Annotated in this window: 12 protein-coding genes and 2 pseudogenes; 5 read left to right on the forward strand and 9 right to left on the reverse strand. The window is 54.2% G+C overall.

The window, feature by feature from the left end; all coding sequences use genetic code 11:
- Positions 1-35: 35 nt before the first annotated feature.
- Positions 36-1394 (forward strand): CapA family protein, encoded by a 1359-nt coding sequence (locus tag C3L37_RS20195; protein ID WP_129116337.1) that lies wholly within the window; start codon positions 36-38, stop codon positions 1392-1394.
- Between the two features lie 43 nt (positions 1395-1437).
- On the opposite strand, the gene C3L37_RS20200 is transcribed toward C3L37_RS20195, so the two are convergent.
- Complete coding sequence (locus tag C3L37_RS20200) at positions 1438-2667, reverse strand: Zn-dependent hydrolase (RefSeq protein WP_129116338.1); 1230 nt, start codon at positions 2665-2667, stop codon at positions 1438-1440.
- 81 nt (positions 2668-2748) lie between these two features.
- On the opposite strand from C3L37_RS20200, the gene pyrE reads away from it, so the two are divergent.
- Together pyrE and C3L37_RS20210 are read left to right on the forward strand one after the other, a co-directional pair.
- The gene (pyrE, locus tag C3L37_RS20205) at positions 2749-3282 is read left to right on the forward strand and encodes an orotate phosphoribosyltransferase (RefSeq protein WP_129116339.1); all 534 of its coding nucleotides are present in this window, start codon (positions 2749-2751) and stop codon (positions 3280-3282) included.
- A 525-nt stretch (positions 3283-3807) separates the two neighbouring features.
- Entirely contained in the window at positions 3808-4101 is a 294-nt protein-coding gene (locus C3L37_RS20210) for a PadR family transcriptional regulator (protein ID WP_129116340.1), read from the forward strand.
- 1430 nt (positions 4102-5531) lie between these two features.
- Here the strand turns inward: C3L37_RS20210 and C3L37_RS25440 are convergent.
- The gene (locus C3L37_RS25440) at positions 5532-5786 is read right to left on the reverse strand and encodes a hypothetical protein (RefSeq protein WP_267195345.1); all 255 of its coding nucleotides are present in this window, start codon (positions 5784-5786) and stop codon (positions 5532-5534) included.
- Here C3L37_RS25440 and C3L37_RS25445 point away from each other — a divergent pair.
- A complete protein-coding gene (locus C3L37_RS25445) occupies positions 5778-5915 on the forward strand; it encodes a helix-turn-helix transcriptional regulator (protein ID WP_267195349.1) in 138 nt (45 codons plus the stop codon). The two genes, C3L37_RS25440 and C3L37_RS25445, sit on opposite strands and share 9 nt — an antisense overlap.
- 66 nt (positions 5916-5981) lie before the next feature.
- Here C3L37_RS25445 and C3L37_RS20230 read toward each other — a convergent pair whose 3' ends face one another.
- From C3L37_RS20230 to C3L37_RS20240, 3 genes are all read right to left on the reverse strand, one after another.
- Positions 5982-6374 carry a hypothetical protein gene (locus C3L37_RS20230; RefSeq protein ID WP_129116342.1) on the reverse strand — a complete coding sequence of 131 codons (393 nt, stop codon included), beginning with the start codon at positions 6372-6374 and terminating at the stop codon, positions 5982-5984.
- 539 nt (positions 6375-6913) lie between these two features.
- Positions 6914-7216 carry a transcriptional regulator gene (locus tag C3L37_RS20235; RefSeq protein ID WP_129116343.1) on the reverse strand — a complete coding sequence of 101 codons (303 nt, stop codon included), beginning with the start codon at positions 7214-7216 and terminating at the stop codon, positions 6914-6916.
- A gap of 398 nt (positions 7217-7614) precedes the next feature.
- Positions 7615-8109 carry an Lrp/AsnC family transcriptional regulator gene (locus tag C3L37_RS20240; protein WP_129116344.1) on the reverse strand — a complete coding sequence of 165 codons (495 nt, stop codon included), beginning with the start codon at positions 8107-8109 and terminating at the stop codon, positions 7615-7617.
- A gap of 128 nt (positions 8110-8237) precedes the next feature.
- Here C3L37_RS20240 and C3L37_RS20245 point away from each other — a divergent pair.
- A pseudogene (locus tag C3L37_RS20245) lies at positions 8238-8561 on the forward strand (PEP-utilizing enzyme); the annotation flags it as partial.
- Between the two features lie 386 nt (positions 8562-8947).
- Here the strand turns inward: C3L37_RS20245 and C3L37_RS20250 are convergent.
- The 4 genes and pseudogenes from C3L37_RS20250 to C3L37_RS20265 form a co-directional block, all read right to left on the reverse strand.
- Positions 8948-9154, reverse strand: a pseudogene (locus tag C3L37_RS20250) (site-specific integrase); the annotation flags it as partial.
- Entirely contained in the window at positions 9151-9609 is a 459-nt protein-coding gene (locus C3L37_RS20255) for a hypothetical protein (protein ID WP_129116346.1), read from the reverse strand. The gene C3L37_RS20255 and the pseudogene C3L37_RS20250, both read right to left, overlap by 4 nt.
- 3 nt (positions 9610-9612) lie before the next feature.
- Entirely contained in the window at positions 9613-10152 is a 540-nt protein-coding gene (locus C3L37_RS20260) for a DUF7342 family protein (protein ID WP_129116347.1), read from the reverse strand.
- Positions 10153-10665: 513 nt separating this feature from the next.
- A partial coding sequence (locus C3L37_RS20265) for a PIN domain-containing protein (RefSeq protein ID WP_129113409.1) occupies positions 10666-10844 on the reverse strand: 179 nt, incomplete at its 5' end.

Raw genomic sequence — 10844 nt, forward strand, 5'->3', positions numbered from 1 at the left:
CACCCCCTGCCACTTCAAATCATAATCACGAGAACATGTATGGAACAGAAGGACGAGATCTCACGTTCGCCGCTGTTGGAGACGCAATCGTCACGCGGAAGTTTTCCGTGTACGAGGAACCACAATTTCAGACGTTAATCAATGAGATCCAGAATGCAGATGTCTCGTTAGCGAATCTCGAAGTTCTACTTCACGATTATGAGGGGTATCCATCTGCTCAGAGTGGTGGCACGTATATGCGAGCTCCACCGTGGGTTGCAGACGAACTGAGCTGGGCAGGTTTCGATATCTTCGCCGCCGCCACAAACCACGCCGGTGATTTCTCACATGGCGGGATGATCACCACGATGGAAGCGCTTGAGGATCGAAATATAGCGTATGCTGGGTTAGGAAGAAACCTTGCAGAGGCGCGCGCGCCAGCATACGTGGACACTCCAGCAGGTCGAGTTGCACTCGTGGCTGCGTGTACGACGATTACACCGGGAACCGAAGCAGGACAGCAGTTACCAAACATTCACGGGCGACCAGGTCTTTCACCACTCCGATTAGAGACGAGGTACACGGTCCCTGAATCTGCCCATGACTTCCTCACAGAACTTAGTGAAAATCTCGGGCTCGAAGCGGTGAAAGGACGGAGAAAACGCCTCGGCTTCCCCGTTCCTGGCGAGGATACTGGCGCATTCACACTGATGAACATCGGTGGCGAGACTGACTTGGACTTCAAAGTTGGCGACGAGTACGCCGTCCGTCGTGAAGCAAACGAGGGCGACGTTGAGGCCATCCGTCGGCAAATTATCGCAGCACGAGCGCAGGCGGACTGGGTCATCGTTAGCCTACACACTCACGAAGGAAGCGGTGGGTTCTTCAACGACGATTCTGTCCCAGCGTTCTTGGAATCGTTCGCACATGACTGCATCGATACTGGTGCTGACGCATTTGTCGGTCATGGCCCGCACGTACTTCGCGGCATCGAGATTTATGACCGAGCGCCGATCTTTTACAGTCTCGGGAACTTTTTCATGCAAAACGAGACTGTGACACGGCTTCCTGCTGAAATTTATGACCGCTATGATCTCAACCCATCGGAGTCACTTCCGGCTACTTTATTCGACAAACGGGTTCATGACCAAGACGAAAACCGAATCGGATTCCTTAGCGATCAGTCGTTCTGGGAATCTATTTTGCCAGTTTGCGAATATAAGGATGGCCGGGTTGATACAATTCGTCTTTACCCCCTCGATTTAGGCTATGAGGAACCCCGTCCTCGACGGGGACGGCCAGTACTTGCAGATGAAAGGACCACTAAGCAGATCTTGGAGTCGGTAGCCCAACTCTCCGAGCCCTATGGAACAACGATTGAGTACAACGAAGAATACGGTGAAATAAATGTATAATCAATAGAAATTCTTCTCTAGTGATCTATGTGATAGGTTCACCTCAACTAAGCACCCTTACCATTGCAGCTGCAGAAGCTTCAATCGCTTCTGGATACGTTTTCTCGTAGGGACTATGGCTTATCCCATCTACACTCGGAACAAAGAGCATTCCTGTTGGAATACCCACTTTCTGGAAATTCATTGCATCGTGCCCTCCTCCACTAGGTAGTCGTTGATACGGAATGTCGAGAGCATACACTGTACTATCTAATTTATCGACTGTTTGTGATGATAGTGAAACTGGCTTTGACCGGTCAAGCTCGTCAGTTGAAACAGATAGACCGCGACAGTCTGCAATATCAGCAAATCGTTCCAAGATATCGGCCTCTACGGCGTCTCGTGGGTTGATGGTGTCACTCCGGATGTCCAGCGGGAACGTTACTTTTCCGCAGACAGTATTGATCGCTCCCTCATGTGCGGTGATATCTCCGACAGTAGCGACTACGCCTTCGACATCGGTAGCAGCATTCTCAACAGCTGTGACCATCTCTCCAGCGGCGGCTAATGCGTCGCTACGAAGGTTCATTGGCGTCGCTCCAGAGTGGTCATACGTTCCTGTGACCGTCACCTCATAACGCACCGGTGCTCGAATGCTCGTGACGATCCCTAATACATCGTCAGCCTCGTCTAACACTCGTCCTTGTTCGATGTGCGTTTCGAAGAACTGCTGGATCCGCTCGACACAGATAGTCGGTTCCGAGAGGTCTGATGGTCGAAATCCCGCACGCTGCATCGCCAACCAGAGAGGTACATCGTTTTGATCCGTACGGGAGAAATCATCAACGGTTAGGAGCCCCAGGGCCCCCCGACTTCCAATCGTGTGATGTCCAAATCGAGCTGACTCTTCACCCCGGAATACAGCAAGCGTCGGTGGGTGCCTTGGTGAGGCATCAATCTCTGAGAGGACATCCAGCGCTTCCATCGCGACTACGACACCCAATGCACCGTCGAGTCTGCCGCCGTTAAACACAGAGTCGAGATGACTCCCGATGAGTGTTGTTTGGTCTGCCTCATGGCTTACGCTTGCAAAGAAGTTTCCAATCGAGTCTATTTGAACATCATAGGTAGTTGGTAGCTCTGACTGGACATACTCGAATGCACGAGTTTCTGCGTCAGAATAGGCGAGTCGTGTCACTCCACCATCTTCCGTCCGTCCGATGTCCAACAACTCATCAAGACGACGGGTAATGCGATCTAAACTGACCAAACTAGTGGGTTCCCCATCATTCATTGAAGATCTCCATAAGCTATCTCGGCGCACATAATGATTGGGGCGAACCTTCTTGTCCACCGTGGTTCTGGGTACTGGACAATGAATGAGATTGCACAGCGTATCAGGGACAGTGGCGCAATCAAACATGGTACCTTCCAATTATCTGATGAAACATTGACGGACTATTACATCGACAAGTATGTCTTTGAAACGCAGCCTACACTCCTCGAAGCAGTTCGTGACGCTCTTGTTGAACATCTCGATGTCGAGACCTGCGACATACTGGCAGGTCCAGCGTTAGGAGCAGTTCCGCTCGTAACAGCCGTCTCACTACAAACTAACATAAATTCGGTATTCATCCGCAAAAGCAGAGGGCTTCAAGGGACTCAGGCTCGCATCGAAGGGGATGTGGACAAAGGAATGCGAGCCGTGGTCATCGAAGACGTCACGATGACTGGCAAAACCGCGGTTGAATCCGCGCAAGTGTTGGAGAGCGCAGGTGTCGTGGTTGATACTATCCTCGCTGTTGTTGATCGAGACGAAGGCGCAGAAGATACTGCCCATAAGGCAGGATATGACTTCGAACCCGTCATTTGTATAGGAGATGATATCTTGGTGGATGATCGCCAATAGATGATCGAATACACAATCTTTCCTCAAAGCTTCTGAAGCGTCGTTTTGAGCCACCTATACCCAACTTCATTCACCATTTCCAGATGTACTATCTGACTTCACGTTGCCAATCGCCGTTGAAAACGTGTTCATTGAGGTCTCACTTTAGACGGACGGTTGGCTGCGAGATCGTATCGGTCCTATTCAACGGATGGTTACGTTTGTCTGGTGGTGTGAGTTCTTCATCTTGCATCGGTGGTCGTCCCACTTGAGGCGCACGGGACGTGCCACCGCCCTCACATCCTCGTTCTTTACGAAGCTCTCCTGCCCAAGATGCATCCATCGCTTGACTAACCCACACCTTCCCCTTTAACTCAATGTGGGTTAGGAGAGAGCCACCCCTTCTCATCCCCTCACTCGGTGCGACAACAGCTTCCCAACCTCTCAGCCAACCAACAGAGACTCAAGACTCTTCTGTCCATCAATCATTCACCCACACCACACAATGCTGACGATTATATCCTTGGGTGTTGTACCTTCTCAGTGATGACCCTCTTCGACCTCAGCGGCTTCCAGCGCGACCTCCTCGTCGTCATCGCCGGCCACGACCAGCCCTCCGGCCAACAGCTCAAAACCGACCTCGAAGACGCCCGCGACGAAGAAATCAACCACGGCCGATTGTACCCCAACCTCGACGTCCTCGTCAACAAAGGCTACGTTGAAAAGGGCCAAATCGACCGTCGGACCAACTTCTATACGATCACCGACGAGGGTCGCACTGCCTTGAGAGAGCGCCACGAGTGGGAGGATCAGTACCTTCGAGAGACCGCCCTCGCCTAACTCCGAAGATACGGCTACCCTTTTGGTGTTTATCTAGCCATTCGAGTGAGTTTACAGAGGTTCGAGGAGACAGCCCACGACTTGAGTCGTGGGAGACTATCACTTAGAGCAGCTGGTAGTCTGTTCAATCACTCTTCTCTACCCGAGCAATTTACTGTAAGAAGCTAGTAGAAAAGACCTTAACTGGCTCTCCAGAACTTCCGGAGAAGAAGATGGCGTCACATCGACAGACCGCGGTTGCAGCCCGCGCAATTCAACTTGCGATCCGCGAGGGACGTTTCACAGCGTCGGATGTCTGCAGGACGCTCCGCCACCCGCCAATGCAGCATGCTGTGACCCAAATTTTAGAGCATCTTGAAACAGAGGGGTGGATCGAGCAGGTTGACTCCGAGTCGTCTCTGTGGCGCACAGGCGACCTTGCAGCTCGGTATGGAAAGATGGACGATCATGCAATGCGCCGGGCACAAGTGCACGCCCGAAGCACCGAACGTCCACTCACTTCCTGGAGCGAACCTACCGCAGAACGGCGACGTCGGTGACTCGGAGCGCGACTCAGGCTAACTATCTGTGAGGATGTCACGTCACCTTTCCAAACGTGAGCCTGAATGGGATCGTGATCATCGCTGTCCAACGTGTGACGAGCTGTTGTCTGCGAAACGATTAGCGCTCAATGGGACTGTCTTCGTCTGCCCAAACGGTCATCGCTGGTTTCGTGAATCGGGTGTCGGGCGTGATCGCAACTTGTAACGCTGGCACCGCCGAAACCTCTGTGAAACAGATTTGAATTATCCGCTGACTCGTATCATTGACGGAACATCGTGTACTTCCCACCTCGGTTGCGCTCACTCGAGTTGGATACGAAAAACGAATCAAACGGTTACAAACTCAACAGCGTCGTACACGGGGGTGTCCTCGTAGGGCGCCTTGACGTCCAAGAGCGCCCCTGTCTGAAAGAGGTAGGCATCTTCGCCTTCCACTCTCTGATTCGACTGGACCTGCGTGTTCCAGACGGCAGTCAACTACCCGGCCCTACTCGCGCTAACGCGCTCGTTGAGGACGGGGCTTGCGCGTGTCTTCTCGGCATGGGACTCATGCCGACGAAAGACGCTTGTAGCGCACAGCCAGACGCCAGAGGCAATTTAATTAGCCGTGACCTCCACTCTACGCCCGCTCGGTCACGGGCGACGGAGAGGCACAGGGCGTCACGTTCGCTTCGTCGGTCCGTCTTTCGGGGTCGGTTGACTGCGACCCGTCCATGCCGAGAAACGCACCGTGGCTCCGTTGGCACGCCAACCCTCGCGGACTGTCTGTGGCCCGTCATGGACAGTCAGCCCAACGATGTACTCAGTCTTAACAATTTGCGTGCGCTCCTCCCCTCCCTACTCACTCGCTTCGCTCGTTCCTTGAGGAAGGGAACTCCGCTTAACCGTTCAGTTGAAAAGTGCCATGTCGTCAGGATTTTGGCGGGCGATAACGGTTTCGTGCTCTTCGTTTGCATACGCGCCGAATCCCGGTTCCAGCCCTAAACCAGCGAAACCATCGTCGAAGTCAATCGGCGATCGATAACAGCATCGTTCTTCACCCTCAGCGGCTTCCAGCGAGATCCTGGCCGTCGGCCACGACCACACCTCGGGCAACAGCTCAAAACCGGCCTCGAACAGAATCTCGACGAAGAGATCACCCATGGTCGATTGTACCCCAACCTCGACGTACTCATCCAGAATGGGTACGTCGAGAGGGGCCAGATCGACCGCTTAACCAAGTATTACGAAATCACCGACAACGGACGAGAGGCTCGCAAAGACCGCCTGTAAATGGAAAGCACACTACCTCCACGAGACCGCGCTTGCCTACCCTCTGGCCACAGGTTAACTATCCCGTCACAACCAGGTCCGGTTTCTCCTGCGTGATATAGTTGCATAGACAGAGATCACAAGAAGAAGCCCGAAGACTCCAATTGCCCACTCCACAACCGAAAGAGCCGCAAAAGCGCCGAGTTCAAAGTACGAGCCGACGATACCTCCGAGTCCGCCCCCGCTCACGAGGGTATAGACTCCCACAGGTACCGCTCCATCTGCTGTTTGCTGGCTTCTACTCTGCTCTCTTTCGAGAACCTCCTCAACGAGTTCGGAGACGTGAAGTTCGCCGTCGTTGGCTGCGAGCGCCTCGATCACAGCCCGTGATCGATCATCGCTCATGATCTCCGAAAGATCGTCTCCATGTGTGTCTGGGTCGTGTTCGGCATCACGTACTGAGCCACGCTGCCCGCTCATCTTAGGTCTCAAACCCGAGCCAGCCTGTAGAGTGTAATCGGTGACTCGTCCTGTATTCGTGCCCCGTGAATTCTGAGAAATCGAGGTTTGTGTGTTGAATGCGCATTGGGTGCCTCTGGTTGCCCACGCGATCATCGCTTGTCGCTGGCGCGTGCCCCCAACCTAGCACTCACTGCCAACAAGCTCGGTAATACCCTACACTTCCAACACATATCTCGCTACAGCGCGTATATTCCACCACTGGTGTTAAACGTACTGGCCATCTTTATATTCTGTTTTTTTTTTTAAATGGAAATATAGCCGTCTCGTGCAATCTTCAGATAGAAGTACCCCACGCAGTAAAACGCTCTCGAAAAGATAGCACACGCCCCATTGCGATCGTTACCACTACCGTGTAGTCAATCCAAGCGGCAACGAGCTTTCTCCTCGTTGAACGTCATCATCTGATTTCAGCGTAATTTCTGATGAAGTCTCCGATCTCACAGAACGACCGAAGCAAGCGAGTAGAACGAGACAATTCACATCCCTTCTGTCTGGCGTTATTCGTCTGATAGCTCATCTCTGGACTGTGATGGACCATCCCAGAGCGGCTGAATCTCCTCGAACATTGATCCCGTAGAAACTGTATCGGTCTCATGATCCCAGTCAACAACACCCCTCTCCACTAACGTCGGGAGCGTGGATCGGATTAGTTCCTCTTCGACGACCGCCTCCTCAACCGAGACAAGCTCGTCATCCGGACGCTGCACAGCGGCCTCGCTCTCTGAATTGTGACCTCGGAGTGCGACCACTATGCGATGCTGGGATACCGCGCGGAACGCGTTGACTAGTTTGTTGGACATTTCAGATCACGACTCTGTAAGGTATGGTTCGATGATTTCGCGGTCTTTCTCGGATCGAGTCACCTCCCATGGTTCATTCCCCCCACCACCTTCTCCATGATCAGTAGTCGCCCCTCCGTGTCGAGTTGAGACAATACGAATCGACGGTGTGGATGAGCCAGCACACCGAAGATAGTACCCCACATATCATCACCAAATTTAATATTCGAATAATTACGCGTGGCTATCACTATGTGATTGAGTGTCCAGATTGAAAAGCGTTGTCTAGGGATATTCTGTCATATTGTAATTATCGGCATGTACCGCAGCTCACTGTGGAATCCCACGACCTGAGTTGTGGAAATCACAAATAGACAGGTAGAATCTGCTGCACCCACAATCAGATAGATATCAAACAATTATTCGTCTGCTGGTTCAGTCTCCGAGGTGTGATCTGCACTCAAGTGAAAGTGGTTAAATGGCTGGACGCGGCGTTGGCACATGATTTCTGAGCTTTCGATTTCGAGGCCCAGCGCGTGGATCGCGTCGGTGATGCGAGTGATATCCTCCGTCGACGTCCCGATAACCTCGACGTAGAGGTTTCGGTGGCCGGTCAACATCTCGCGGACGTCGATGACGCCTTGCACGCCGAGTACGTCCTCAACCATCGAAGTTCGTTCAATGGGATCTGCTGTGCAGACGAAGAGAATCTGGAGCGGGAGGCTGGCCTTTTCGTAGTCGATTTTGGGATAATAGCCCTCAATAACGCCCTCGTCTTCGAGGTGCTCGATACGATTGCGGACAGTGCTGGCCGAGACGCCGACCTTGTCGGCGATCTCCTGGGTTGTTCTCTTTCGCGCGTCTACCTGGAGTTCGTGGAGGACCCCACGATCTACGTCGTCGAGTTCGACCATGCGCCTTAGAGGGGGGCAGCACCAAAACGTCTTGGGGACGAACCTGTCTCGGTGACCACCCGTTATTACGTATGATCGCGTCAAAATCTCCAGCAACGCATTGTTTGGGTTTCCGAGAAGGAACAAGTAAGATACGCGTGGTACCCTCGACCGGTCCCGGGTGGGCACCGCTATTTCTGAACGCCGCCGGGCTGGTTTCCGAAGTCGGTGGCGCCGTCAGTCACGGTGCGCTCGTCGCCCGGGAGTACGGTCTGCCCGCCGTCGTGTCCGTGCCAGACGCGTCGAAGCAGATTCGAACCAGACAACACATCCGGCTCGATGGAACCCATGGCACAGTTGAACTGCTCGTCGGACAGCCGGCGACGAAGACGAGGAACACGTCGAGCACCCTGAAACGGATTCACGCGGCGTCGAGTCGCCTTCGAACACCTATTTTTCTGATTTTACAGTAGTATTGGCGATCGTCGATCCGGTTGATCTCGCTTGACACAGCGCCGCTATGAGGCAATAATCTGAAGCGTGGACGGATCAGAGACGAGACCCCGAAAAGGGAATGGCGTGATGGCAACACAACCAGCCCCTTTCAGTGGTGGTAGACTGCAGCGAGAGGAGATCTGGTTCTATCATTGACCCAGCACGCCGATCTCCTCCAGCTTGCGTGTTAGTGATTACCAGACAAAACTGTGGTGGCCAACACCTCTTCCCTTCAACCATTAATTGACCTTGACCTCCTCCCGCGCCTAAAGTCACGGGAATCCTACCACAGGATTTCAGGCCGAGCGCCTGCTCGGCCCTACGATATGACAGCGTTTCGGGCCCGCCGATGGCGCAGCCGAGGCGGGTCGCGGTCGACGTTGTCGGGGACGATTCCGGTCCAGTCGTTGTCACCGCGGTCGCCAGCGGCCCACTCGGCGAACCGCTCGAGCTCGCGCGCAGCGTTGCGTCGGTAGTTCCCGCCGTCGCCTCCACGGCCCTTCCCCTTGTCCTGAAGATAGCGCTCAAAGGAACTCGCGAGTGACCGATCGGCGTGTTCTCGGGGAGTCATAATTCCTCGTTCGCGTACTGGTAGGTCGAACGAACGTCCTCGAGAAGCTCTTCGACGATTTCCCAGAGGATCAGGGAGGGAATCTCGTGTTCGAATGTGATCCCCCAGCGGTCCTCCGTATTGGCGGCTGAGTACTGGAAATGCGCCTGGCCGAGATCGGGATGGTCCTCGTCCTGGTGCCAGCCGGCGTGAAAGCCTGTGTTCGGGTCGGTGTAGTTGATACGGAACCAATCGTGCGGGTCCTGTCGATACCACTTGACGATCAGTTCCGGCGAATTAGGGCCTGTTGGGGGATCCAGGCGAGCTGGGTCGAAAATCGCCCGCAGCTGCTTGGCCTCGATATCGTCAGGAACGTACTCGACGGCCGTGATCTGTGGTACACGCTCGAGGACATCGCGCTTCAGCTGGGCGTAGAGGTTCGCATTCGGATCACCACCGGGATGCGGGACCGACATCCGTTAGCTGCTGGCCTCAGCGGGCTCTGTCGTCGGAGCGAGAAAGTCCCATTCACGGATGGCAAAGCCAACGATCTGGATGCGCCGTTGGAGGTGTCCCCATTCGCGGGCGGCCTCCCGGCGTCGGTCTTCTTCGTCGGCGTCGAGGGACGCCTCGGCGAGCGTCCCACGAAGCTGATTCGGGGACTCGACGTCGAATTCGTCCTCCCAGTCGCGGATCTGCGCCTTCATATCAGCGAGACGGTCCGTAAGTTCCTCGACAGTATGTCCGCTATCCCGGAGGCGCATCGCTTCCTGCATCGCCTGACGGCGGTAATCGGGGTAGTACGTGGTGTGAGTACCGCTCTCGTCACGGTGGAGGATCCCGTCGTCGACGAGCCGCTCGAGGACGCGTTTGGTGGGTTCGTGTGACCAGCCCGCTTCAGAAGCGATCCAGTTTGCCGTCCGCGGCTCCGACAGCTGCCGTGCGATCATCCGTACACGGTCTTCACCCGTTGTCTGACGGTCCATCAGGCTCTTGGAATTCGATTCATCTTCGGTCATAGCCTCCAGTACGCCCTCTATCTTAATATAGGTTGAGGTAGTTCGTTCTATATTGAATAGTGACTTCCGACCATTCCGTCGACACACGCAAACTGAATCCAGAACAAGATCGGCTCTCGGTCTTGGCGGCTCTATCCCCGGGAAGCGTCGTCGTGAGGCAGTTCCAGCGTTCGTGCTTACCCGACGGCGTCGGGGAACTTGAAAATGGACGTGATTACGAGGATGATTGCACTCAATACACTCGGGTGTCTCCATTCGGGTTTACTTCGTCGTTCATTTTGCCCCTCATCCCGCTTGTCTTGGCGCTCAGCGTGGCTAGTTACCTAGCGTACGGGGTTCAGACAACGTTCTACCGACAATTCGTTAGTCGATAGGCAATCTCACCCTACAGCTGTGTCACTTGGCGATTACGCGAATGAAAATACTGGGGTATACGTTACTGAAGCTCTTCAACGAGTGCAGCAACTGTCTCGCTAACGAGATCTCCGGCAAGACACCCCTGGATCTCAGTGGTCAATTGAACGGATTGTCAGGCGTCGCTAGTCGGGTAATATCCTCGATCACATCGAAGTCATCGTCAAACGAGTACAGGGACTCAATGCCCTCTCGCTGCATGTACGCAGCAATCGTCGCGTCCCCAAGAGAGAGTCCTTCGTAGGTCTGAAAGAGAGAGACGGCGTTGGTGAAATCCT

Origin of the sequence: Halegenticoccus tardaugens (assembly GCF_004116405.1) — an archaeon.
Lineage (GTDB): Archaea > Halobacteriota > Halobacteria > Halobacteriales > Haloferacaceae > Halegenticoccus > Halegenticoccus tardaugens.